This window comes from Alteromonas sp. ABH4_456, assembly GCF_056160645.1.
In genome coordinates this window covers 251,310-274,471 of the sequence record NZ_JBSWXO010000005.1, presented here as the reverse complement: position 1 = coordinate 274,471, position 23,162 = coordinate 251,310, and the positions used below count along the sequence as shown (strand labels likewise).

Here is a 23,162-nt window from a genome sequence, read left to right as displayed (position 1 = left end):
TGTTACATTTGCGGTAAATCCACAGTCATTATAAGACCTGAACCAGCGCCATTAGATGCTGATACTGCGGCCGATATGGCTTTTAATTGTCGCTCAGCAAGTGATAAACCTAGTCCGAAGCTGTTGCTCTCTGCAGGCCTTGATTTATCTACACGAAAAAACGGGCGAAAAATGGCATTCAGGAATTCGGTGGGCACGCCCGGTCCTTCGTCGATGATTGTAATGCGGTAACCATCCACTGCTTTTTCCAGGCTAAGATGTACGCTTTTTCCGGCCGGCGTGTAGCGCAGAGCATTTCGTAAAATGTTCTCTACGGCCTGACCCAGTGCACGATGGTTACTATTATAAATCGTTGCTTCTTCTGGCAGTGAGCCAATTATCTGGCGATCAGGGAATTCAAATCTGGCATCTTCGATGAGCACATCGAGCAAAGATACTAAGTCGATAGATTCATTACGTAATTCCGGCGCTTCGTTTTCTAGCCAGGACAACGTTAGCGTATCGTCGACCAGCTTGCGTATGTGCTGAGACTCTCTATGAACCCGTGTCAGTTTGGTTTGCATTTCTTGTGGAGAACGGGGGGTGTTGGTAAGCAGGTTTTCGATGGCAATGTCGAGCCGCGTCAACGGTGTACGCAGTTCATGTGATAAATCCGTAATTAGCTGCCGTTGGTGAATAATTAAGTCCCCAATTCTGTCTGCCATCTTATCGAAAGTCGTGGATAAGTGCGCCAGCTCATCATCACGCTTACCTAAATGCTCTCTTACTCTGACATCAAATTTTCCGGCACTGAATGCGCGGGTGGCTTTCTCCAGCGTTTTCAGGGGAGACATAATATGTCTGTAAAGCACATAACTCAGCGTAATCAGTAAAATGAGAGGCAAAAATACCTGCAAGGAGACCCGCGTGATTGTCCAGTATGAGCCCGGCCTCATCCGCTCAGGCAGTTCAACCAAAAGACTGGTTTTTTCGTCCGAGAATGGAAGCTCCATAATGGGAAAGTAATCTAAATACAAGTGAATTTGCCATTCGGTACTCCGGCCCATATTGTAGCCAGTGTATTCATCTCTGCGGGACGTATTTCCTGCAAGGTGTGTAATTTCCGCCCGCGTGACAGCAGCCCAGATATTTTCCTTTCGCTGCAGTTCAGAAAGCCATTTTTCAAGTGCTTCATCATTCCCGGCCTCAAGGAGCTTTTCAGCGCTGTCACGCCACGCATTGAGCCGGGTGACATCACTTTCCTGCAACATGCTCATGTCACTTTCAATTTGCGTCACTGCGATATCAATAAGATAGAAAAGCGCGACCACTCCCGTGCCGACAATAAGAAATAACTTCCAGAACAATATCCGGTTCATCTCAGGCAATATCCTTTGCCGTGGACGGTTTGCAGGCGGCTACCATCCCATCCGGCCCCGCTTAGCTTTTTTCTGACTCTGCTCATGTGCATATCTAAACTCCGGTCGTACTGACTGAATGCGCGGTGCAAAATGGTTTGATAAAGAAATACCTTACTGAGCACCTGAGTATGATTTCGCATTAAGGTAGTCAAAAGGCCATATTCAGTGGGTGTAAGCTGCAATGCTTGCCCGTTTGCAAAAATTTCCTGTTGCCTGCTAACGGTTATCAAATCATCGATTTGCAACTCACCATATTGTGGCGAATTTCCTTTCATAGAGCGTCGCAGGATGGCATCTACCCGTAATAACAATTCTTCTGTATTAAATGGCTTTGACAGGTAGTCGTCAGCGCCGGCGCTCAGGCCACGAATACGTTCTTCTTCTGCATGTTTGGCGGATAAAATCATCACTGGCGTGTCATTACAGCTACGCAGAATGCTCAATACAGTGAGGCCATCCTGGCCTGGTAGCATGATATCGAGAAGGATCAGGTTGAATGTACGGGAGACTGCAAGATTGAGACCTTCATCCCCGCGAAAGCAGGGTGTCGTCAGATAGCCATGGTTGTTCAGAAATTCGCATAATTGATCATTCAGAGACTGGTCATCTTCAATAACGAGTATGCCGGGTCTGCCATCAGAATAGGAAATAGTTTCGGGGGGAGTAGACATACTTATCCAATTAACCTGAACAAAGCATCAATTTAAGTTAAATGATAATTATTATCAATATGTCGGCGGCGGGCGCGCAGCATCCAGCGCCAGAAACCCAGTACAAAAAGCGCCAGCGTCAGCACGCCGGTAAGTATCCACAAAATCCGGCCTGCCAGGGTGAAGTAGGTGCCGTCATGTAACGGATGCAGCCAGTTCATGATGGTATTCGTCGCACCTTGTTGCTGATAGTCAAACACTTCCAGTACCTTTCCGGACACACCATCGATATAAACATAACTGTGAGGAAAGCGGCGGGAAGGGTCGCCTGATACTTGCAAACGAATGCGGTAGTGCGCGCGGGGGCCTCCGGCATCCGGTGTTTCAATCCAGGCGCCTTTACTGTCAGGCAAAGCCCGTTTTGCGATACCCAGTGCCTGTGCCGGAGAAATGACGGGTGGTGCAGACGTGGCATTCTCAGAGGTAAAGTTGGCGTACTGCGACTGGCCAAAAACAGGTTCCAGCACAAAGCGGGATTCATTAGGTAGTGCCAGCATGACGCCGGTCATGCAGAGCAGAAGAAGCGGAATAGCACTGAATAAACCCAGGGTTTTGTGCCAGTCGTATAGCAGCCCGATTTTATTCGCCTTGCGCTTAAAACGCAGTTGCCTCGCCCATTGTCCCCGTTTGGGCCACCAGACAATCAAGCCACTTATCAGCAAGTATGTGCATGCAAGCCCCAGGTATCCCACTATGATGCCGCCGGTTTTACCCAGCAATAAACGAAAGTGCAGATTGTAAATCCAGGTAACGAAATACTGCCCCCAGAAGTCACGCCGTAAAACGGTGGTCCCATCGGCGGTTAGCCACACCATCATAGGTGCAAAGTCTTCTCCTGCCGTCTCTTTGGGATTGTAATAGCGGGCCGGAATAACATAAGCGTCGTTCGTGACTTCAAAGCGCCACGAACGGGTTTTATCAGGATAGGCTGCACGCAGTGTTTTAAGTGCTGTGTCATAGTCTGGCGAGGCTGCTGCTTGTTGTGGCTGCCTGGCGGGTAAATTTAAGGCGCTGTCGAGTTCGTTATAAAAAACGAGTATCGCGCCGGAAAGCGCGATGACGGTAAATACTATTCCCACAGATAAACCCAACCACAGGTGGATTCGTCTGTGAACCTTTCGCCAGTTGATGCCCATGTCGTCAGAACTTCAGCATGACTGAAACTGCGACGGCGCGCCCTTCACCCGGACTATGCAGACTCTGGCTACCATCCCACCAAACATACTCATAATATTCATCAGTTACGTTCTTCAACTCCAGCATCACATCGGTGTTCTCTGACACGCTGTATCGGGCAAGCAGATTCAGCAGAGTGAAATCACCAAATGTTCCGGCGTTATTGGCAGAGTTCAGTTCGTAATCTGTCTGGCCACGCAATACCGCTGACAGCATGATTTCTTCATTCAGATAATAATCGGCACCGGCAGAGTAAACCCACTCGGGAACATGATCAATATCGTTGCCCGCCAGTTCGGGTTGATCCGGAGAGGGCGTCTCAATTTCGGCTTGCTGCCAGGCTAGCGTTGCCCACAGAGAAAAATCTTTCGATGGCGACCATGCACCCTGCAAATCAATACCTTGCCGTTCAGTGGCCCCCAGGTTTTCAAAATCACCATTTGGATCGTTCAGTCGACGTTTCAATTCGCCGCTGGCCGTTTGATTCCAAAGCGTAAGGCGGGCACTCGTGCTGGCATCTGGTTTGTAGGCGATACCCGCTTCCCAGCCACGGTTTACTGAAGGTTCCAGATTGGTCTGGCGAGGCGGTAGAAGATAAGCGCCTGAGCCCACACCAATTTGAAAGGTTTCCCCCCAGTTAGCAAACAGGGTAATGGCATCTGTGGGTAATACCGCCACAGACAGTTTGGGCTGACTAATCGTACCGTAGTCATTTACTGGTGCCGTCACATTATTTAACCGGTCCTCAAAATCACCGGTGACTTTATCTACCCGCCATGCAGGGGTGATACGCAACCAGTCTGCCGGCGCTATTTCACTTTGAATGTACGCGCCCTTAACACGAAGTCTGAAATGCTGATCTCTGGTTTGGGTATCGGCGATACGGTTGGTACTCAGGTAGCGGGCGGAAATATTGTCTTGTCCCTCTATGCTGGCACCGGCTTCGAAAAACAGACCACTCAGACCTGAATTACGAACAGTATAAGTTGCCGAAGCCTGCACTCCGTAATGCTCTTCTTCGGTGTAACGGTTCTGTTGGCTGACTCCGGCCGAAAAAGTGACATAGCGGTCGTCTTCAAGCTTGTTCAACCAACTGGTCACTTTGTAGGTAACATTCTTCGCTGGTTCGCCGTGCAGTCCCAGGTTGTATTGCTGCATTTCCCGGGTACCCATATCTGACGCGTTATAGTTGTTAGTGGCGCGTGGGTCTGAATAGGCTATTTCGCGGGTGAGGTATCCGGCTTCCTGCGCATCGCTGTCGTAATAACGCGCGCTGGCATTTGCAGACAACGTAGAGGAAATGGCATAACCCCATTTGCCCGCAAGACTGGTGCGGTCAAACTCGCCATGATCCCGGTATCCGTCACCCTCCCGGTAGCCAATGGCGTAATTCTGGCTGAAATCACCCGATTCGTCTCCAAGTGCTGCCTGTACATCATACTTGCCAAAGCTACCTGCAGACAGTCTTGCGTCGGTGTAATCGCCACCGGTGCGGGTAATGAAGTTCACATTGCCTGCAATGTTGTGCAGGCCGTAGCGTGGGTCAGTCGTGCCCCGCACCAGCTCCAGGGTGGAAATCTCGATGGGCAGGATCATATCGAGATAGGGCATGTTGCCACTGTTTGCGTTTGACGGAATATCATCGATTAATAGTTTGGCCGCATTCACTTCGCCCTCGCCGTTAAATCCACGAAATGAGAGCTTTCCGCTGGTGGTGCCCTGGTTAAATTCGGTCAGTACCACGCCGGGCATTCTGCCCGCCAGCTGCCAGGCATAATCAATATCTGGCTGACGAACCGCATCTCCGGATAAACGGTCTACAGAGGTAAGCATCCGGCTGGCGTCTGCAGATGCTTTCGCTGTCACTTTAATCCGTTCACCAACAGAAAAGCTTATGTCGCCTTTGCGGCTATTGTCTGCATTTGTCGCATCCGTTTCCTGAGCGTTCAGCGATAATGCGATAAACAAAGTGGAAAGCGGAAAAAGCAAAACGGGAGAAACAGGAAGAAAGCGGGCGTTTTTGAAAGGCATAAAATCTCTGACCGAAAGTTTAAAAATCAGCGCGGATTATTCCTTCTCACAGGGTCTGCTACAATGCGACATAATGTCGCACCAGAGCCCGTTATCATGCTCAGAAATACCAACCTCAACTTGCTTCGTACGTTACATGTATTGTTGCAGGAAGCCCATGTGAGCAAAGCAGCGCAACGTCTTTATATCACCCAGTCAGCGGTGAGCAGGCAGTTAGCACAGCTTCGGGATATCTGGCAGGACGAGTTGCTGGTGCGAAATGGCAACCAGCTGATCCTCACGCCCAAAGCCGAAATGCTCAAAGCGAAGCTCGACACGCTGATGGACGATTTCGATTTGCTGTTGGCTGAAACCGTATTCGACCCTGAAAATTGGTTTGGCGAGCTGGTGCTGTCGTCGAGTGATTATGTCGCCCAGTATGTCATGCCGGACGTATGCAAGCGGCTCAATACGCAGGCGCCAAATCTGGCGGTGAGTTTGCGACTATGGGAGCCCGAATACATTCACCGGCTCCACGAACTCAATATCGATATCGCCTCCACCATGTTGCCGCAAAAGCCGGATGGCATTTCTGGTATCCGCATTGGCGCGGACCATTCGGTGCTGGTGATGCACCAGTCACATCCACTGGCTTCAAAAAAACATGTCACCGTAAAGGACCTGATTGCTTATCCGCATATTAAAATTACCGGTGGGGCTGACAAAGATACCTTTGTTGATGACATTCTGCGGCAGCAAGACTTACAGCGCCGGGTTCATTTGCGGGTGCCCTTCTTCAATGCGGCATTAAGCCATTTGCAAGTATTCGACGGGCTAATGGTGATGCCAGAGCACATTGCTGAGAGTTTGGGAGACAGCTGGAATATTGTGTATAAGCCACTGCCTTTCGACGTTGACGAAAACCAGTACTGGCTTATCTGGCATCCTAAATATGATAACGACATCAGACATAAATGGGTGCGGGAGCAGGTAAAAGACGCGATTGCCCATTGCGAAAGCTCAATCCAACTTTGATTGATTTGCGGTATTACCCTAAATCATAATTATGATGAAATATTATGATTTCCAGTTATGCTTATGATGCTTCTACAATGCAGGAAATTGGAGGGGCATCATGACCATCGTTGTATTTTTCACTTTATTTTCTGTTTGTTTGTTGGGAGCCATGTCTCCCGGTCCGAGTCTGGCGGTTGTGACTAAACATGCGCTGTCTGGCGGGCGCTTTAACGGGCTTTGTACTGCATGGGCCCATGCGTCAGGTGTTTTCTTCTATGCGTTATTAACCAGTTCAGGGTTGGCCGTGTTACTGCAACATTCGCCCGTATTGTTTAAAGCGCTCACCTGGCTGGGAGCCGGGTATCTGGCCTGGCTTGGTGTAAAATCGCTGATGTCGAAAGGCGGCATTCAGGCGCAAATGCAGTCTGGCAAAAAAGTCTCTGCGCTGGCAGCAGCGGGGGATGGCCTGGCAATATCATTGTTCAATCCTAAGATAGCGCTCTTTTTCATTGCCCTGTTCAGTCAGTTTATCGGTGTGGCGGGCAACATGGCGGAAACAGCGGTTATCGTTGCAACCCCTGCATTAATTGACGGGCTTTGGTACACGCTGATTGCCGTGGTAATGTCCAGTCAGGCGGTAGTACAACGGATTCAGGCCAAAGCAGGCATTATTGATAAAGTCACTGGCGGGGTGTTGATCTTACTGGCAGTAAAAGCGGTGTCACTTTAAGAAAGTTAAAAAATGAAATCAGCATTGCACTTTTTAATTGATACTATTTAAAGAATCAATTTCTAATCAGCCAGCATTTTAGTCATATTATCACAGTGACTATAAGCTTATCATTCCAGTTGAGTCTTGAAGGTCGTCAGACCTGCGTGTCACCCATAGCGGTTGCGAAAACGGACTTCCCTTATGTTCACTTTCGCAACCGTTTCCCCTGAGTTTCAGTTATTGTCTTCGGCCTGAAGCAAGTATTTCAGAGAGCCCCCGGATTCTACTCTGTTCATACCTGGATGGGACATACAGCCAGTTCCGCAGGTTAAGCAGTGAAAGCGCTGCAAGAGGGTACAATCTGAGTGCCGTTTCTTCTTTCTTATATTTTAAAATTCTTGTTATCTATAATGGTATTAATTTCATTGATACCTCTCATCATTAAGTTCGCGTTTTAGATAGCGGGAAATCCTGTATTTTGTTTTTTTGTTAATCGAATGTGTCATTAGGAACACGGGTTTAACAAAGGCGATGTGAGTAATGTCCGGTGGCATGGTGAAACGCAGCAAAGATCGCGGTAACCCGGCTAATGGCATTTGCAGGTGAAGACAAACAGGAAACCAAAATGAAAAACACGCAAATTTTCAAAGTAACGGCGCTGGCAGCAGCGATCGCCAGTCCGGTGCTTTACGCCCAGGATGCTGTTGAAGCGGAAGAGTCTAAGGGGTTTGAAGTTATCCTTGTGGAAGCGCAGCGAACCACACAAAATCTGCAGGAAGTCCCGGTGAGTGTGCAGGTGCTCTATGGCTCTGATCTAGCAGAACAGAATATCAATGAACTGACACAACTCTCGGCTCTGGCGCCCACGCTGCAGGTGGGGCAGGATAACACCTACGCCATTCGTGGCATAGGTTCCCAGGTTTTTGCCGAGACTATCGACCCCAGTGTAGCGCTGGCAATTGACGGTGTAAGCCTGGGCCGAAATGCGCTGGCCGGCCAGCCCTTCAACGACATCGCCTCAGTGGAAGTACTGAACGGACCGCAAGGATTACTGTTTGGTAAAAATGCGTCTGCAGGTCTTGTCAATATTGCGACAAAGCGCCCTGTAATTGATGAAACCTCTGGCAATATTTCGTTTGAATACAATTTAAGAGATACCACGCCAACAGATGCTACGGGTAAAATTGCCAAGGGCACTATTAATCTGCCGGTATCCGAAAATTCTGCTCTGCGTATTAACGCCTTGTATTCGATGCAAGACAGTATTATTGACAACGTTTATCCCAATACTGAACGCACGGATTTAGATCAGGAAAAGTCCGGGATTAAGGTGAAGTATCTGTATGAAGATGGTCCGCTGAGCCTCTATTTTATTGGTGATTACAATAAGAATGAAGGCACCGGAGAGCGCTATGCCAGAACGTTCCGTGCAGTTGATCCTGACAGTGAGATCGTTGCGCTGCTGGAGGCAGATAATATTGTAGCGGGACCGGAAAACATGACCAACAATTCCGATGGTGAAATGTTTATGGACGTAGAAACCGGTGGTCTGCAGGGAGAGGTGGTTTACGCATTTGATAACGGTATGGAGCTTATCAACATTGCTGCATGGCGTTACTTCGACAGTGACGCTAACTTACATAACGACTTTTCATCATTGCCTGATATCGTAAATAACCCGAACACAAACGAGTATGAACAGTTCTCTAACGAGTTGCGTCTGGTGTTACCTGCCACTGAAAACTATTCCGGTCAGGTGGGCTTATTCTATTTTGATTCAGAATCGAACATGACAAACAGTCTGGAAGTGCAGGGGCCGCCACCGTTTGTGGCCGTTGGTTTCCCATTCTGTGTGGAAGCTGAGATTTCTGGTCCGCCGCCGGGCTGTCCTTATAGCAACGATGTCTTTTTGGGAAATGACTCTGTTACTACATTGACGCAAACCAGTTATGCCGCATTCGGGCAATTCGATTTTTATCTTTCGGATAAGCTTACTGCTACCGCAGGTGCACGGGTTACGCAGGATGAGGTCTCATCTGATGTGCTGCAAATGCAGAAAGACTATTTTGTAGGTATCGGTGGACCCCGTGGTCAATTCTACGAATCGGTAGATAACACTAATCTGAGCTGGAAGCTTGGCGCTCAGTATCAGTACGACGCGGACCTGATGATGTATGTTTCTGTAGGACAAGGCTACAAAGCGCCGGGCTTCAATACCGACAATCAGGATAACGAAGCGATTCCGTTCGCAGTAGAAGATGAAATTTCGACAACCATTGAGGCGGGCTTTAAGAGCAAAGTGCTTGATGACAAGGTGATCTTCAATGTGTCTGTGTTTAATACCGATTTTGATAATTACCAGGCGCAGTCGTTTAATCTCGATGCTCAGGCGTTTATCATACAGAATGCTGCTACTGTAACCTCGCGGGGCGCTGAAATTTCAGTAAGAGCACTGGCCAGTGATAACCTGACCTTTTACTGGGACGCAGCCCTGTTAGATTCAACCTTCGATGAATTTGCACAGGCATCCTGTACACCGGACTCAACGGAGTGTGGTCCGGATGATGCTTTCTTCGATGCATCCGGATATTCCACACCACTGGCGGCAGATTTCACTTCCACGCTGAAAGCGCAATACGAGCAGGAAATCACGGCTACGGTCTACGGATTCCTGAATGCCAGCGTATATTACCGGTCTGATATTAATTACGGTATTGCATCGCCTTCAACTGAACTGGATGCCATCACTACATTTAATATTAGCGCTGGTTTTGAAACCGATGAGGGCTTACGAGTGTGGGTATTCTGTAATAACTGTACTGATGAGAAATACCCCGTCTCTATGGCCTTTGATGCCGGTGAAAATAACCGTGGCTTAACTTCAATTCACCAAACCTGGGGGCTCAACTCAGTGCGCTCTCTTGGCCTGGCAGCCTCCTGGGCGTTTTAATCTCATCCTTAGCCAACTCGCCGGGAGTTGGCTTTTTTGCGCCAAAAAATAGTGCGTGTTTGAGATTACTTCACCAGAATATAACGATTCTCGTTTTATTCGATTTTCACTATGAACCCTGTTGTTATTTCCATTGGTCTGCTGCTTTGCAGTAATGTGTTTATGACTTTTGCCTGGTACGCCCATCTTAAAGAACTGAACAACAAGCCGTGGATCATTGCAGCGCTGGTGAGCTGGGGCATCGCGTTGTTTGAATATATGTTTCAGGTGCCGGCAAACCGCATTGGTTTTACGGTATTGTCGGTTGGTGAACTCAAAATCATTCAGGAAGTGATCACCCTGAGCGTATTCGTCCCCTTCTCTCTGTATTATCTTAAAGAGCCGTTAAAGCTGGATTATCTGTGGGCCGGGTTGTGCCTGGTGGGGGCGGTGTACTTCATCTTCAGAAGCAAATTCAGTTAGGGGACTGGCAATTACCAGCCCCCGGCGTAGTTACTTTTTAATGGCCACGATGCCGTAGGTGCCGGAATTATCCGGATAGCTGGTGTCATCACAGTTACAATACGAGAATGTTTCTGAGAAGGTGTAGTAGGGCTCCGGAATTCTTGGGTAAATCAACCCAGGACGTGATGGCGAGTAAATAGGATACGAGTATGCCGGCTTTTTAAAGCCTGGCGGCAGTCCTTCCATGCGTTCTCCGGCTTCACGCATGGGGCCGGTGTCTTCTTCGTGATCGGCCGCACCATTAATCACTGATAAATTCTCAATCATCGATTCAGGCAGGCCGGGCGTAAAATCGTAGGCCATTTGTAAATGCCAGATCTTCCATTTACCGTCTTCCAGAATGAAATCGCCGGCATATTTTTCCCAGAAAAAGACGCTGCCAACTTTAGCGTCGTCGCCTTCAATATTGGCCATCAAGCCCATACCCGGTGAGTACCAAATTCCTTTCGCTGTTTTACCGTCACCGGCCACTTCAATCACCGGCGTGGTGTTGGTATGCATCGCCCATTCATGACCGGCGCCAAGATTCGATTCTTCCAGTTTCAGTTCCGGCATCACTTTCTGCATGGCTTTTAATGCCAGTTCACGGTTTCTTTGATTTTCTTTACCATAAGCATTGCGCACAGTTTGTAAGCCGTCCATCACCCACAACGGGCTGGCAAAAACGGCAGAATCGGCAAATTTACCTTTCGCATCTACCCAAAGGATGTCGACTTCTTCAAGGTTCATACCTGCAGCATGTAGATAGGCATGTTTGCTCATCACGTTTTGCACCTGAAGGGCTATGTACGCGTGCTCACCTTTGCTGATAACCGGTCTGTTGTCCGCCATAGCTTCCCCAGACGCCATAAAGCCGGTGGTGGTAGAGAGCAGCACTGCCATAGCGACTGCTTTTACTGATGAATTAATCATTATCTTTCCTTAACGTTGATTTGTGTCGGGCACAATTTGAGAATACGTTGATAAATCTTTCTAAATACTTGTGGGAGCGCTCCCATGCTGTTGCGATGTCAAGTCGCAATGTCAAACCTGTCGAAATACATTGCAATGTAATTAAAATGTTATCAAATTGGTAATGTTTATGAAGTTAATCCAATTTATGGATGCCGTTCTTCTTGTTGCCCGCGAAGCGTGTAGAATAAAGTGAAAGGGAACAGATTCCTCAGATAAGGGTCGGAGTGGCGGGTGTCATCGGATAATAAAAAAACAGTCAGAAAAATGAGCAGAGCAACAGGAGAAGATGTTGCAAGACTGGCTGGTGTTTCCAAGTCTACTGTTTCGCGGATCTTTAATGGTGGAGTGGTGTCTCCGGTGGCGCGGGAAAAAATTCTGGCCGCGGCTAAAACGCTGCATTATCGTCCTAATCCTACCGCGCGTTCTCTCACAATAAAGCGTTCTTTTCTGGTGGGCGTTGCGATTACCCAGCTTGATAATCAATTTTATCCTGATTTTGTGCAGTTGCTGTCAGACAAGCTGGCATCTCAGGGATACAGAATTGTTTTATTTGTGACACACGGTGAACGTGGAGATGATCCGACCCTCGAGGAAATTCGCAACTACAGCCTGGATGCTATCATCTTTGCTTCCAGTCGCAGTGCTACAATGACGGCTGCGGCTTGTGCTGAAGCGGGTATACCCACAATCATGTTTAACAGTGTGGACCCGGTAGAAAACTGCAAGTGCATCAGTACCGATGACATTAATGGTGCTGAGCAAATCGCGGCGGCGCTTTATGAGGCTGGTCACCGGTTCATCGGTGTATTAAAAGGACTGGAAGAGAGTGTGATTACCCGGCGCAGGGTGAGCGCGTTCGCAAACAAAATATGCGAGCTGGGCGGCGCAAAAGTAGTGGGTGAGAACTGCAACTTTCAGTTTGAATCAGCAAAACTGGCTACCCGCCGCCTGTTAACCCGGTTCCCTGATACAGATGCTATTTTTGCGTTAAACGATCACATGGCTCTGGCCTGCATGGAAGTGTGCCGGAATGAGTTTCAGCTTACGCCGGGTGAAGACATATCGATTATTGGGTTTGACGATGTGACGATATCTGGCTGGGGAACGTTTTCTCTTGCCAGTTTTGCTCATCCTCTGGGTCAGATCACCGATGAAATTGTAAACTATGTGCTGGCGTCACAGCGTACAGAGCAGCCCGATACCTCGCCAGTCTATTTTAAAGGTGAACTGAGATACCGTTCATCATTGAAGTCTCCCTCTTAATGCTCTTCTGAGTACTTCCTTACCAATATTTGTTAATCAAATGTTTTGAATTCGTTTATTGGATTTTTCCGATCACTGAGTTTTAAGTAGTCTCATCGTCAAGTTTTTAAATTTGGGAGCGATCCCAATTAGCTATCTGTCGGGGGATTCCTACTGCTCCCGGCGTGAACAAGGAGCATTACGATGAAACGCATAATCTTAAGTTCTTTTATCGCAGGACAGTTCATATTAGCTGGCTGTGCGTCGACTTCAGCAGAACCCGGAGCCGGCGTGAGTGTTGCTAACGCTGATTTTAGTCCGGTACTGGAAGCGGTTGATACTAACCGCGACGGAAAAATGTCCCGTGCAGAGTGGCAACATGCAGGGTTGCCAGCATCGTCCTTCGGCATGTTTGAAAAAGGTCGGGGTTTTGTTACTAAAGCCGATTTTGATGAGAATCCGGCTCCTCCGGGCATTGATATAAATGGTGACGGCAAGCTGACCGTTACCGAGTTCAGACAGTTCGACCGTATGATGTCTGCAAAAATGAACCCCCGTGAATCCATTTCTGCCGCTGAACGGGCGCTGGCAATGTGGGAAGTTCAAAATGTGATGAGTAAGCATGCTTACTATCACGCCGCTGCATTAAATCTGGAGGAAATCACCGCGATATGGGTAGACGAATATGGTGACAATGCGGCCACGGCTAAGTTCTCAAGCCCTGCCTGGGTAATGAATGGCATAAACACCATCAAAGGTGCTTATGGCAGGATAAATCAGGATAACCGTCAAAAAGCGCTGGAGAAGATTGCCAAAATTTATCCGGACATCGAAGTGACAGAAGCGAATCTTGGCGCAGGCCATGAGTGGGTGATGCATACCAATACGACACCTGTCATCGAGGTGGCGGGTGACGGTAAAACAGCGAAAGGGATCTGGTATTCACCGGGCATGGGGTTAATCACTGAATTTGAAGGTGGTACCGCACGTGTTGACGGTACGTTTTTCTGGGAGAAATATGCCGCCGACTTCGTTAACGAAAACGGCGTTTGGAAAATCTGGCATTTGCAAATGGCGTATGACTTTACGCCCAAGCTGGATGATAAATGGCTGGATTTTGAGAAGAAAGGCATGGTGCAAACCGGAGAACGGGACGGCGAAATGCCGGATGGTTTCTCAAAACCTGAATATTCCTACCCATCTTACAGTATGAAACGAGCCGCAACGATTTATCCGGCCATTCCTCAACCTTACTACACCTTTTCAGAAACATTCAGTTATTGAGTTATCGCCGCCCCGCCGGCGGCGTTTTAATCTGACCTGCTTTTTAATAAGACTATCTATGACTATTTTTCGTGTTTGCTTAGCGCCCTTCACACGGTGTGCGCTATTTGTGCTTTTTTCGCTTGCCAGTGCTATGTCTGCCAATGCGAAGGAGCAACCTTTATTGCATGCTGAACTTGCCAGAGAAGTTGCCTCAGAAGGCATCATTCTGCTGGAAAACGACGGCGTACTGCCATTTCGTCACAATCAACGGCTGGCGGTGTTTGGTATCGCCCAGCAAGATTATTTGCATGTGGGTACCGGCTCAGGATATGTGAATGCGCCTTATACCGTCAATCTGATTGACGGGCTTGAGAAACAGCCGGGCATCACCCTTTATCAAAGCCTGACAGTCAGGTACAAAGACTATTTTGAGAAGACCAGATCTGAGAAAGAAGATAAAGCCCGGAGGTCCGCCGGGCAGTGACGCCGTGCGGGTGCCGGAAATGCCATTGTCAGATTCGTTGTTAGCACAGGCTGCAAAAGCTAATGATGCTGCGGTGATTGTGCTTAACCGCCCCTCAGGAGAGGGGAAAGACCGGACAATGGACGGCGACTATTTGCTCAACCCTCAGGAAGAAACATTGTTCGGTCAGGTATCAGCGCATTTCGATAAAGTGGTGGTGGTGCTGAATATTGCCGGCATTGTCGACATGTCGTGGGTTGACCGCTTTAAGCCGTCAGCGGTATTAATTGCCTGGCTACCCGGAATGGAGGGCGGTAATGCCCTGGCAGATATCCTCACGGGTAATATCAATCCTTCCGGTAAGCTGACGAGCAGTATCGCCTTCAACTATAAGGATTATCCGTCATCAGCAAATTTTGGCGGCTTTGTTGATGGCTATGAAAAACGGGTTGCTGACGGCACGGAGATAGAATATTAGGGATTTATTCCGAACCACAAAACGCCGGCAAAAGGCGTGGAATACGAACGACCGGTCAACAACCGCTATTTTGTGGAATATGAGGAAGATATTTACGTTGGATACCGCTACTTCGAAACGTTTGGTGTACCGGTACGTTGTCCCTTCGGCTTTGGTCTTTCCTATACACAGTTCGATATCACAGTGGGGTCTGTGGAGAACCGTGCCAGTGAAAGTATCTTTACTGTTAAGGTTGCAAATCGCGGCAAAGTGGCCGGTAAGGAAGTGGTTCAGATTTACGTAAACAAGCTGGACGGCAATCTGGAGCAGCCTGAAAAAGTATTGGCAGCGTTCGCCAAAACCAATTTGCTGCAGCCTGACGAAAGTCAGACGCTGACCATTACCGTCGCAATGAATGATCTTGCGTCATTTGATACATCCGCATCAGCGTATGTGCTTGAGCCGGGACGCTACAGCTTCTTTGCAGGCAATTCTGTTAAACATGCACCGCTTGTTTCGGTAAATCACCTGAATACCCGTCGTGTGGTGAAGCCACTATTGATCTTAGCGGCGAGACTACTGAGCAGGCAGAAATTTCATTTGCAGATGTCAGCCGCAATACCGCGTTGCTTAAACAGTACATTGCACAATTCTCTCACACGGAACTAATTGCTCTGCTTGTAGGGCCGGGAATGGGTTCAGAGAAATCATTGTTTGGTCCTTTTTCAAAGGTCGTCGAGGGAGCCGCAGGGCAAACCGCGACCATTAAACGTTTAGGTTTACCTAGTCTTGCTCTGGCGGATGGTCCTGCAGGTTTAAGGCTGGAAGCCAAAACAACGGGGTTTCCTGTCGGAACACTGGTGGCCTCAACCTGGAATGTGCCTCTGGCTGAGAAAATGGGGGCGGCCGTGGGTCAGGAAGCGCGGCTGCATCAGGTCGATCTCTGGCTGGCACCGAGCGTAACCCGCTCAACGGAAGAAATTTTGAGTACTATTCCGAAGATCCGCTGATTTCCGGGCAAATGGCGGCGGCTGTTACCCGTGGCGTGCAAAGTCAGCAGGTAGGTGTAACACTGAAACATCTGGTAGCGAATAATCAGGAAGCTCATCGCTTTGATGGTATCGATACCGTGGTTTCTGAGCGTGCGCTCAGGGATATTTACCTCAAAGGCTTCGAAATTGCGCTATCGGCATCAAATCCGCGGGCCATTATGACTGCCTACAATGCTGTAAACGGCACCTATACCGCTGCCAGCGAAGATCTCATTTCCCATATTCTGCGGGGTGAATGGGGTTACGACGGTGTGGTCATGACAGACTGGGAAGGTGACGGGATTTATTCATATGAAGGGCTGCTTGCCGGTAACAACCTTTTCATGCCGGGCTTTCCGGGGCAAATCCAATACTTCGTTGACGGGCTCAAATCGGGACAGATTTCCAGAGAAGACCTGGAAGCCGCTGCTTTGCCGCTGGTCAGGCTAATTCTGAGCTCTCCACGGTAATTTCCAAAATTAGCGGGTATTTGTAACTCAAATGTTTTTAATTTGTTAATTCTATTGGGAATGTAAAACAGGATTTTTAATAATCATCCATAGACGCTCCTGTCTGTAACGTTATGGGAGCGCTCCCATAAGTGGCAAGAAGATTCGTTAACAGCAAGGACACGAGATATGAGAACTAATGAAAGAACATCACTTGCCAGTGCGGTTGTGCTGGCATTGTCCGGCATTGCCGGTACTGCTGCTGCGCAAACAGATAAGAAAGATGACGATAAAACACTGGAAGTGATTGAAGTAACCGCGCAGAAGCGGGTACAGAGCATCAATGATACCGCTATCGCCATCAGCGCAGTGAGTGGCGATGACATCACCAACCGCGGCGACAGTTCTTACGATGCTGCCATTAAAGGTACACCGTCTGTGAAAGTGCAGGGCATTGCCCAAGGGGCTCAGGTATTTATTCGTGGTGTGGGTTCCCAGATCGATCCTGCCTTCGCCGACCCGGCAGTGGCAACGCTGATTGATGGTGTGTATACCGGCAGAACCGAATCTGTGCAGGCGGGGACTTTCGACATCTTACGAATCGAGGTATTAAGGGGGCCGCAGGGAACCTTGTATGGCAGAAACGCGTCCGGCGGCTCAATGAACGTTATCACCCGCGACCCGGTGTTGGGTGACGTAGAAGGATACGTCACTGCACAACTGGGCAATTTCAGTATGAAACGTCTGGAAGGCGCACTTAATTTACCCGTCAGCGACGATTTTGCCATTCGTGTTGCCGGATATAAAAGTAGCCGGGATGGTTATTTAAGTGATGGCAGTATGGAAGATGATTCGTCAGCGTTACGGGTAAAAGCCCTGTATGTGCCTTCTGATGAAACCCGCGTGTTGTTGAAATACGAGAAATCCACCTATGAAGGCAATGCGGCAAATACAGTGCCGGTAGAAGGATGGGAAGGTAACCTCACATTTCCGCCGTTTCTCGCTGCATTCGCCCCGGATGGTTGGGTGACTGACAATCCCGACGACCCGTGGACAAACGACAAGTATCATCAACCCGGCCTCAACAAGCGTGACTCGGTTACCTATTCATTGCAGGCGAGTCAGGACTTTGACTGGGCCACAGTCAATGTGATTGCAGCTTATTCAAATCACGAAAATTCCGAGAAAACCAGCCACTTGTTTGGTATTACCGATCCGGATGTATTCTTCGCCTGTGGTTCATCGGACTGTTACGACGATAATACCGGTAATGCAGATTACAAAACCGTTGAAGTACGCCTTGATTCACCGGCCAGCTCGGACGTAGTGTGGATGGTTGGCGGCTACTTCCTGAAAAGTCAGGGGGATGTGGGCGGTGACGGACAGGAGCTGACACTGGGTGATGCTATTTATACTTACAATCAGGCGTTCGCCCCGAGTGAGACAAAAGCCATTTTCGGACAGATGACTTATCCGTTGTCGGATACCCTGCGCCTGACAGGCGGCCTGCGTTTCAGTAATGATACCCGGGAGAACAGTTATGAGTTGTATGATCCCGAGGGTGTGCAGCTTGAAACCGACAGTCAGACCACTGAAGACGACTCTGTCACGTGGAAAGCGGGTATAGAATATGATGTCAGCGACGATCAGCTTTTCTATGCGCATATTGCCTCCGGGTTTAAGCAAGGTGGCGTTAATACCACAGTGCCGGTGACGGATTTCGACCCGGAAGAATTGATCAGTTACGAAGCCGGTATGAAGAACACGCTGCTGGATAATCACCTGCAAGCCAACTTTGCCGTGTTCTACTATGACTACATGGATTACCAGGTGCCTACGCTGCAAAATATTCCCGTTGGTGATACCGGCGAGATATCTACTTTCCCCGTGGTGCTGAATGCCGGAGACAGCTCTATTTACGGTGCGGAAGCGACATTTGACTGGATTGTGTCAGATGCCGGCAGATTGAAAGTATCCATGAGCTATATGAACACCGAATATGGCGAAACAGAGTTACCGGTCAACCCGTTTATCGACGGCGGCCCTTATCAACTTGAAGGGCGGGAAATGGTCAACGCGCCTGAGCTTACCGCGATGCTAGGGTATGAGCACAGCTGGTATCTTGACAGCGGCTCACTGATTGCGGGCATTACAATGAATTACTCCAGTGACTATATGACTTCCATTGAGTTTTATGTGCCCGGAGCAAGGCAGGAAAGCTTCACCCGTACCGATGCAAGTATTCGTTATGAATCTGACTCAGACTGGACGCTGGGGCTGTGGGTGAGAAATATTGAAGACGAGGCGCAAACTACGTATGTATTTCCGGCATACAGACGTTTTGTTACTTCTCCCCGAACCTTCGGCTTAAATTTCACATACCGTTATTGACGGTATGCAGAAATCAAAAAAGCAGCTTTATAAAGCTGCTTTTTTTAATTCTTTTCGCAATTATGATGACGGCGATTCTGAAATTTCCGGTGATTCCGCATCTTCATTTTTTTCAATAATTTCCGGATTGCACATCGTTAAAATATCGCAAAGAAAATACATCATTTGGAATGTCTCCCGTCTGTAAGATGTACCGAATATACCGCCACACCAATAGCTTTACAAGGGTAAAACAATAATTTTACAAAAGCGTGTTTTTCACCAGTGCCGTAATGTCACCGTCGTGGCGGAATCCCGCATGCTCTGCAGCTGGCGTGAACAAAGGCGGCTGTTTTCCAAACCCTTCTTCCAGTGCTGCATCCGGCTTCCAGCTCACCAGTTCTTCAGACGCGCCTGTCTGCGAGGCTATTTCCCTTACCAACTCAAGCATACTGGTTCTCACTGCAGGTAGCGTAACCACGCGGCTTACCGGCATTTGTGAGCTGTCCAGCACGGCAGCATTCAAAAGGTTGTTCACACACTGGTTCACTGACATCAGCCACATGGTTGCCTGTTCAGACACCGGGGAAATATAAGGCTGGCCCGCTTTGAGCAAATGAAATACATCACTCAGAAAAGCCGATTTAAGGCCGCTTTTGGCGAGAGGACGGGCGACAATGCCGGGCAGCCTTACTGTCACTGTATCGGCCAGTTTGCGGCGGGAAAAATCAGCCAGTGCTAATTCAATCATGGCCTTATGCGTGCCGTAGGTCATAGCAGGTACAATCGGGGCATTGTCGTCTACCACGTCAGGCATAGGAGCGCCGAGGACTGCTATCGTACTGGTATACACTATACGCGGGCGGTGACCATTTTCGCACGCTTTTGAAAACAGGGTCAGTGTGCCATCCAGGTTCACCGTTTTGGAGAGTGCAGGGTTCTGTTCTGCTGCACCGCCGGGAACGGCTGCAAGGTGGAACAGAATATCACAGGGCGATGAGAACACTTCTGACAGCATGGTTTCATCAGAAAAAGGGGTTTCAAATGCCGCCACCCGGTCGTGATTTTTCAGGAAATCGGGCAATACCATATCAATGGCAATCAAATGCCAGTCCGGCTTTGCCAGAATAGCGTCACATAACTTTTGCCCTACGAAACCGCCTGCGCCGGTTACCACCACTCTTTTCATTTGTATTTACCTTTTTCTCATTGTGGATACAAATAATAAAACACCTTTTAAAGCGTAAATATTCGTTTTCCAGATACATTTTATTAATAAATCCGATTCGGATTTCACGCCCTAATTTCTTATAAATACACTCACTGATTTATACCTGTTGACTGCGTGAATTTGTTTGTCAGGAAAACATGCCTGAAATTAACAAAGCAATTAATCTGAAAATTTTGGAGTGAAAATATGGTGACAGAAATGGCACGACTGGTCGTTTCTCCTGAGAACAAGATCCGGTTTGAAAAAGCGGTCTCTCTGGCTGTGGAACACTTCAAACAAGCAGAAGGTTGCCACAGCTTTGCTCTGGATGCAGTGATTGAGAACGAAGGCGAATATGTTTTGCTGGTGCGCTGGGACTCTGTCGAAGCGCATATGGAAACTTTCCGGCAGTCTGAAGGCTTTGCAGCCTGGCGGTCGCTGGTGTCTGAGTTCTTTATTGCCCCGCCGGCGGTGGTTCACACCAGAACAGTGATAGACGGCTTTTAATTACCCTATTTGTAACGGAGACCACCATGGCTATTTGGTTAAAGCGGGGCGCGGAAGCGCAGGTTAAAGCAGATGCTGACCGCAAAGTACGCGAGATTGTAGAAGCGACACTTGAAGACATTGAAAAGCGGGGCAATGCGGCTATCCGCGACTTATCCGTTAAGTTTGATAACTGGGACAGAGAAGACTACCGGCTGACAAAGGAAGAAATTCAGGCATGTATGGACTCGCTGTCCCCGCAAGATCTGAAAGATATTGAATTCGCCCAGACGCAGGTGCGTAATTTCGCGCAAATTCAGCGCGACTCCATGAAAGATGTAGAAGTAGAAACTCTGCCCGGAGTGATTCTGGGACACAAGAATTTACCGGTAAACGCTGCCGGTTGTTATGTGCCGGGTGGTAAATATCCGCTGCTGGCTTCCGCTCACATGTCGGTTATCACCGCAAAAGTGGCCGGTGTTCCCCGTGTAATAACTTGCGCCCCACCTTTTAAAGGCAAACCTGCTCCTGCCATTGTTGCGGCGCAGGCACTGGCCGGTGCGGATGAAATTTATGCGCTGGGTGGTATTCAGGCTATCGGCGCAATGGCATTGGGCACAGAAACCATCAGTGGTGTGGATATTCTGGTTGGCCCGGGGAATGCGTTCGTTGCTGAAGCGAAGCGTCAGTTATATGGACGTGTAGGTATCGACTTATTTGCCGGTCCTACCGAAACCCTGATCATTGCTGATGAGTCGGTAGACGGTGAAATGTGTGCTACTGATATTCTTGGTCAGGTAGAGCACGGACCGGACAGTCCTGGTGTGTTGCTGACCAATTCAGAAAAACTGGCCAGAGAAACCATGGCAGAAATTGAGCGTCTGCTGGAAATTCTGCCTACTGCTGACCATGCCCGTAAAGCGTGGGAAACGTTCGGTGAAGTCATCGTGGCAGAAAGCTACGAAGAAATGGTGCAGATTGCTGACGAAATTGCCAGTGAGCACGTGCAGGTGATGACGGCTGATCCGGATTACTTCCTCAAGAACATGACTAACTACGGCGCGCTGTTCCTTGGTCCGCGTACCAATGTGGCGTATGGCGACAAAGCCATTGGCACCAACCACACGCTGCCAACGAAGAAAGCGGCCCGGTATACTGGCGGGTTGTGGGTCGGCAAATTCATTAAAACCTGTACCTATCAAAAAGTGGTTACCGACGAGGCATCTGCATTAATCGGTGAATATTGCTCGCGTCTGTGTGGCCTGGAAGGCTTTGCCGGTCATGGTGAACAGGCAAACCTGCGGGTGCGTCGTTACGGCAATATTGATGTGCCGTATGCCGGAACGGTTACACCCACCGCAAAAACGAAGGTTTAGGAGTCATTATGACAAACAGTACGTTACCGGCATTACCGGACTTTCGTCTGGAGGGTAAACGGGCACTGGTTACCGGCGCTGGGCGGGGCATTGGCCTGGCCATTGCCGCCGGACTGGCGGAAGCCGGGGCGTCGGTAACACTGGTTGCCCGTTCGGCCGGCGAAATTCAAACTGCGGCAGAGGCGATTTGTGCGCGGGGAGATAAAGCGCAGGCAGAGGTGCTGGATGTCAGTGATCTTAACGCGGTGCGCGATTTTTTCGAACGGCACGACCCGTTTCATGTGCTGGTCAACAACGCCGGTACCAACCGGCCGAAACCGGTCACTGACGTCACCGAAGACGACTATGATGCGGTACTTAATCTGAATGTGAAAAGCGCCTATTTTGTCGCACAGTCCTGTATTCAGCGCATGATTGAAGGTGGCATCAAAGGGTCGCTGATTCACATCGGATCGCAGATGGGCCATGTGGGCGGCGTTAACCGCTCATTGTATTGTGCATCGAAATGGGCACTGGAAGGCATGAATAAAGCAATGGCTCTTGATCTCGCTCCGCACGGGATCCGCACAAACACTATTGCCCCTACGTTTATCGAAACGCCGCTGACCAGGCCATTCTTTGAAGATAAAGCCTTTCTGGCTTCTGTGCTTGAGAAAATCAAAATCGGCAGACTGGGGAAAGTGCAGGATCTTATGGGCGCGGCATTGTTTCTGGCATCAGATGCATCCGCATTAATGACTGGTACCAGCCTGGTAGTTGATGGTGGCTGGACAGCGGAGTAAATATGACTGTTAACGTATTACCGGAATTTACATTTCATCATGGCGGTGTAAGTGTGCCTGATCTTGAGCAGGCAAAAGCCTGGTATGCCAGCGTGCTGGACTTCGCCACCGAGCGGGAATTTTACATTGAAGCTGCAAAGGCGAAGGTGGCCATGGTACGACGGGGCGACCTGCGCTTCGAAATATTTGAAGTGGAAGGGGCGGCTTCGTTGCCTGAAGAAAGGCGACACCCACCACAAGATGTAAAGACCCACGGCAATAAGCATGTAGCATTCAAAGTACCTGATTTGGAACGCTTCCTCGACGTCGTGGAAGCACGGGGGGCGGATGTTGCTTTCGTGGTCAGGGAGAAGTTTGGTAAAGGCTGCTTTATTCGTGACTGTGCAGGGAATCTTATTGAATTTGTTGAAGAAAACAGAAGCTGACTGCCTGCGTTTCTGTTGGCCGTAACGGCAGTGTGATTGTTACACTGCCGTTTTTTTCGCCCGGAATTCACTATTGCCGTTACGAATATCTGGCATCGGTAATGACGATTTAATTTAATTCTCCCGTTTCTCTATTGTTGTTATGTTGTTAATCAATTGTGATTGCTCAAAG

22 protein-coding genes are annotated in these 23,162 nt (G+C 48.9%); 16 read left to right on the top strand and 6 right to left on the bottom strand.

The features are described 5' to 3' along the window. Positions 1-2 precede the first annotated feature (2 nt). From ACXAG2_RS10500 to ACXAG2_RS10485, 4 genes are read right to left on the bottom strand one after another with little or no spacing between them, the layout of a single operon-like run. Positions 3-1,358 (bottom strand): histidine kinase sensor domain-containing protein, encoded by a 1,356-nt coding sequence (locus tag ACXAG2_RS10500; protein ID WP_474843987.1) that lies wholly within the window; start codon positions 1,356-1,358, stop codon positions 3-5. Beyond that, complete coding sequence (locus ACXAG2_RS10495; RefSeq protein WP_474866706.1) at positions 1,355-2,071, bottom strand: response regulator transcription factor; 717 nt, start codon at positions 2,069-2,071, stop codon at positions 1,355-1,357. Before ACXAG2_RS10495 ends, ACXAG2_RS10500 begins: the two co-directional genes overlap by 4 nt. 32 nt (positions 2,072-2,103) lie before the next feature. Further along, positions 2,104-3,246, bottom strand: coding sequence for a PepSY-associated TM helix domain-containing protein (locus tag ACXAG2_RS10490; RefSeq protein WP_474866704.1), 1,143 nt, complete (start codon positions 3,244-3,246; stop codon positions 2,104-2,106). Positions 3,247-3,250: 4 nt separating this feature from the next. Continuing rightward, the gene (locus tag ACXAG2_RS10485; protein ID WP_474866702.1) at positions 3,251-5,317 is read right to left on the bottom strand and encodes a TonB-dependent receptor; all 2,067 of its coding nucleotides are present in this window, start codon (positions 5,315-5,317) and stop codon (positions 3,251-3,253) included. A gap of 63 nt (positions 5,318-5,380) precedes the next feature. Between ACXAG2_RS10485 and ACXAG2_RS10480 the strand changes: the two genes are divergently transcribed. The 4 genes from ACXAG2_RS10480 to ACXAG2_RS10465 all read left to right on the top strand — a co-directional run bounded on the left by ACXAG2_RS10480 (position 5,381) and on the right by ACXAG2_RS10465 (position 10,437). Further along, the gene (locus ACXAG2_RS10480) at positions 5,381-6,331 is read left to right on the top strand and encodes a LysR family transcriptional regulator (RefSeq protein ID WP_474866700.1); all 951 of its coding nucleotides are present in this window, start codon (positions 5,381-5,383) and stop codon (positions 6,329-6,331) included. Positions 6,332-6,431: 100 nt separating this feature from the next. Further along, positions 6,432-7,043 carry a LysE family translocator gene (locus tag ACXAG2_RS10475; protein ID WP_474866698.1) on the top strand — a complete coding sequence of 204 codons (612 nt, stop codon included), beginning with the start codon at positions 6,432-6,434 and terminating at the stop codon, positions 7,041-7,043. Between the two features lie 607 nt (positions 7,044-7,650). After that, positions 7,651-9,975 (top strand): TonB-dependent receptor, encoded by a 2,325-nt coding sequence (locus tag ACXAG2_RS10470; protein ID WP_474866695.1) that lies wholly within the window; start codon positions 7,651-7,653, stop codon positions 9,973-9,975. Between the two features lie 111 nt (positions 9,976-10,086). Next, positions 10,087-10,437: a DMT family protein gene (locus tag ACXAG2_RS10465; RefSeq protein ID WP_303573316.1), complete on the top strand. Its 351-nt coding sequence runs from the start codon at positions 10,087-10,089 to the stop codon at positions 10,435-10,437. 30 nt (positions 10,438-10,467) lie between these two features. On the opposite strand, the gene ACXAG2_RS10460 is transcribed toward ACXAG2_RS10465, so the two are convergent. Then, positions 10,468-11,391, bottom strand: a complete 924-nt coding sequence (locus ACXAG2_RS10460) for a nuclear transport factor 2 family protein (RefSeq protein WP_474866691.1) — start codon at positions 11,389-11,391, stop codon at positions 10,468-10,470. A 306-nt stretch (positions 11,392-11,697) separates the two neighbouring features. Here ACXAG2_RS10460 and ACXAG2_RS10455 point away from each other — a divergent pair, with 306 nt between their 5' ends. From ACXAG2_RS10455 to ACXAG2_RS10420, 8 genes are all read left to right on the top strand, one after another. Further along, positions 11,698-12,696, top strand: a complete 999-nt coding sequence (locus ACXAG2_RS10455; RefSeq protein WP_474866689.1) for a LacI family DNA-binding transcriptional regulator — start codon at positions 11,698-11,700, stop codon at positions 12,694-12,696. A 183-nt stretch (positions 12,697-12,879) separates the two neighbouring features. Beyond that, complete coding sequence (locus tag ACXAG2_RS10450) at positions 12,880-13,959, top strand: nuclear transport factor 2 family protein (RefSeq protein ID WP_474866686.1); 1,080 nt, start codon at positions 12,880-12,882, stop codon at positions 13,957-13,959. Between the two features lie 109 nt (positions 13,960-14,068). After that, positions 14,069-14,425, top strand: a complete 357-nt coding sequence (locus ACXAG2_RS10445) for a glycoside hydrolase family 3 C-terminal domain-containing protein (RefSeq protein WP_474866684.1) — start codon at positions 14,069-14,071, stop codon at positions 14,423-14,425. Positions 14,426-14,444: 19 nt separating this feature from the next. Beyond that, entirely contained in the window at positions 14,445-14,882 is a 438-nt protein-coding gene (locus tag ACXAG2_RS10440; protein WP_474866682.1) for a glycoside hydrolase family 3 protein, read from the top strand. A 36-nt stretch (positions 14,883-14,918) separates the two neighbouring features. Continuing rightward, positions 14,919-15,530 (top strand): fibronectin type III-like domain-contianing protein, encoded by a 612-nt coding sequence (locus ACXAG2_RS10435; protein ID WP_474866680.1) that lies wholly within the window; start codon positions 14,919-14,921, stop codon positions 15,528-15,530. 23 nt (positions 15,531-15,553) lie between these two features. Next, positions 15,554-15,871 carry a hypothetical protein gene (locus ACXAG2_RS10430; protein WP_474866678.1) on the top strand — a complete coding sequence of 106 codons (318 nt, stop codon included), beginning with the start codon at positions 15,554-15,556 and terminating at the stop codon, positions 15,869-15,871. Then, positions 15,805-16,362, top strand: a complete 558-nt coding sequence (locus tag ACXAG2_RS10425; protein WP_474866882.1) for a glycoside hydrolase family 3 protein — start codon at positions 15,805-15,807, stop codon at positions 16,360-16,362. The genes ACXAG2_RS10430 and ACXAG2_RS10425 overlap by 67 nt, the downstream gene beginning before the upstream one ends. A gap of 168 nt (positions 16,363-16,530) precedes the next feature. Beyond that, a complete protein-coding gene (locus ACXAG2_RS10420; protein WP_474866676.1) occupies positions 16,531-18,732 on the top strand; it encodes a TonB-dependent receptor in 2,202 nt (733 codons plus the stop codon). Positions 18,733-18,973: 241 nt separating this feature from the next. Here ACXAG2_RS10420 and ACXAG2_RS10415 read toward each other — a convergent pair whose 3' ends face one another. Next, positions 18,974-19,900, bottom strand: coding sequence for an NAD-dependent epimerase/dehydratase family protein (locus ACXAG2_RS10415; protein ID WP_474866674.1), 927 nt, complete (start codon positions 19,898-19,900; stop codon positions 18,974-18,976). 240 nt (positions 19,901-20,140) lie between these two features. Between ACXAG2_RS10415 and ACXAG2_RS10410 the strand changes: the two genes are divergently transcribed. From ACXAG2_RS10410 to ACXAG2_RS10395, 4 genes are read left to right on the top strand one after another with little or no spacing between them, the layout of a single operon-like run. Further along, positions 20,141-20,428: an antibiotic biosynthesis monooxygenase family protein gene (locus tag ACXAG2_RS10410; RefSeq protein ID WP_349582765.1), complete on the top strand. Its 288-nt coding sequence runs from the start codon at positions 20,141-20,143 to the stop codon at positions 20,426-20,428. Between the two features lie 26 nt (positions 20,429-20,454). After that, positions 20,455-21,783 carry a histidinol dehydrogenase gene (gene hisD / locus ACXAG2_RS10405; protein WP_119499553.1) on the top strand — a complete coding sequence of 443 codons (1,329 nt, stop codon included), beginning with the start codon at positions 20,455-20,457 and terminating at the stop codon, positions 21,781-21,783. An 8-nt stretch (positions 21,784-21,791) separates the two neighbouring features. After that, the gene (locus ACXAG2_RS10400) at positions 21,792-22,565 is read left to right on the top strand and encodes an SDR family NAD(P)-dependent oxidoreductase (protein WP_474866670.1); all 774 of its coding nucleotides are present in this window, start codon (positions 21,792-21,794) and stop codon (positions 22,563-22,565) included. 2 nt (positions 22,566-22,567) lie between these two features. Next, a complete protein-coding gene (locus ACXAG2_RS10395; RefSeq protein WP_474866667.1) occupies positions 22,568-22,990 on the top strand; it encodes a VOC family protein in 423 nt (140 codons plus the stop codon). The last annotated feature ends 172 nt before the right edge of the window (positions 22,991-23,162 follow it).

Coding starts and splice junctions, on each gene's coding strand:
- ACXAG2_RS10415 (WP_474866674.1), bottom strand. CDS start 19,900: ATGAAAAGAGTGGTGGTAACCGGCGCAGGCGGTTTCGTAGGGCAAAAG.
- ACXAG2_RS10495 (WP_474866706.1), bottom strand. CDS start 2,071: ATGTCTACTCCCCCCGAAACTATTTCCTATTCTGATGGCAGACCCGGC.
- ACXAG2_RS10500 (WP_474843987.1), bottom strand. CDS start 1,358: ATGAACCGGATATTGTTCTGGAAGTTATTTCTTATTGTCGGCACGGGA.
- ACXAG2_RS10440 (WP_474866682.1), top strand. CDS start 14,445: ATGCCATTGTCAGATTCGTTGTTAGCACAGGCTGCAAAAGCTAATGAT.
- ACXAG2_RS10420 (WP_474866676.1), top strand. CDS start 16,531: ATGAGAACTAATGAAAGAACATCACTTGCCAGTGCGGTTGTGCTGGCA.
- ACXAG2_RS10475 (WP_474866698.1), top strand. CDS start 6,432: ATGACCATCGTTGTATTTTTCACTTTATTTTCTGTTTGTTTGTTGGGA.
- ACXAG2_RS10490 (WP_474866704.1), bottom strand. CDS start 3,246: ATGGGCATCAACTGGCGAAAGGTTCACAGACGAATCCACCTGTGGTTG.
- ACXAG2_RS10485 (WP_474866702.1), bottom strand. CDS start 5,317: ATGCCTTTCAAAAACGCCCGCTTTCTTCCTGTTTCTCCCGTTTTGCTT.
- ACXAG2_RS10470 (WP_474866695.1), top strand. CDS start 7,651: ATGAAAAACACGCAAATTTTCAAAGTAACGGCGCTGGCAGCAGCGATC.
- ACXAG2_RS10465 (WP_303573316.1), top strand. CDS start 10,087: ATGAACCCTGTTGTTATTTCCATTGGTCTGCTGCTTTGCAGTAATGTG.
- ACXAG2_RS10410 (WP_349582765.1), top strand. CDS start 20,141: ATGGCACGACTGGTCGTTTCTCCTGAGAACAAGATCCGGTTTGAAAAA.
- ACXAG2_RS10460 (WP_474866691.1), bottom strand. CDS start 11,391: ATGATTAATTCATCAGTAAAAGCAGTCGCTATGGCAGTGCTGCTCTCT.
- ACXAG2_RS10400 (WP_474866670.1), top strand. CDS start 21,792: ATGACAAACAGTACGTTACCGGCATTACCGGACTTTCGTCTGGAGGGT.
- ACXAG2_RS10450 (WP_474866686.1), top strand. CDS start 12,880: ATGAAACGCATAATCTTAAGTTCTTTTATCGCAGGACAGTTCATATTA.
- ACXAG2_RS10480 (WP_474866700.1), top strand. CDS start 5,381: ATGCGACATAATGTCGCACCAGAGCCCGTTATCATGCTCAGAAATACC.
- ACXAG2_RS10430 (WP_474866678.1), top strand. CDS start 15,554: ATGGGTTCAGAGAAATCATTGTTTGGTCCTTTTTCAAAGGTCGTCGAG.
- ACXAG2_RS10455 (WP_474866689.1), top strand. CDS start 11,698: ATGAGCAGAGCAACAGGAGAAGATGTTGCAAGACTGGCTGGTGTTTCC.
- ACXAG2_RS10395 (WP_474866667.1), top strand. CDS start 22,568: ATGACTGTTAACGTATTACCGGAATTTACATTTCATCATGGCGGTGTA.
- hisD (WP_119499553.1), top strand. CDS start 20,455: ATGGCTATTTGGTTAAAGCGGGGCGCGGAAGCGCAGGTTAAAGCAGAT.